This is a genomic window from Sedimentibacter sp. B4, from assembly GCF_000309315.1.
Classification (GTDB): Bacteria; Bacillota; Clostridia; order Tissierellales; family Sedimentibacteraceae; genus Sedimentibacter; species Sedimentibacter saalensis.
The window spans coordinates 1-224 of sequence record NZ_CANG01000146.1 but is presented as its reverse complement, the minus strand read 5'-3'; the positions used below and the strand labels follow the sequence as shown (position 1 = coordinate 224).

Annotated in this window: 1 pseudogene; it reads left to right on the top strand. The window is 73.2% G+C overall.

What is annotated here, in order from left to right:
• Positions 1-25: 25 nt before the first annotated feature.
• A pseudogene (locus BN358_RS27555) lies at positions 26-224 on the top strand (hypothetical protein); the annotation flags it as partial.

Genomic DNA, 224 nt, shown 5'->3' with positions numbered 1-224 from the left:
ACCCGCCCGGGCATAGGGTCTGGGCGTGAATCCCGCGCCGAATTCTCCCCGTGTTGACGCGGTCGAGCTCTGCCGGGCACTGGTGCGTCCGGGTTCGGTGTGGGTCGAGGTCGCGTCCGTGGCCACCACGGGCTCGACGAATGCCGACCTGGTTGCCGCTGCCCGGGCCGGGGCGCCTTCCGGGACGGTGCTGGTCTCCGACCACCAGAGCGCCGGACGGGGCC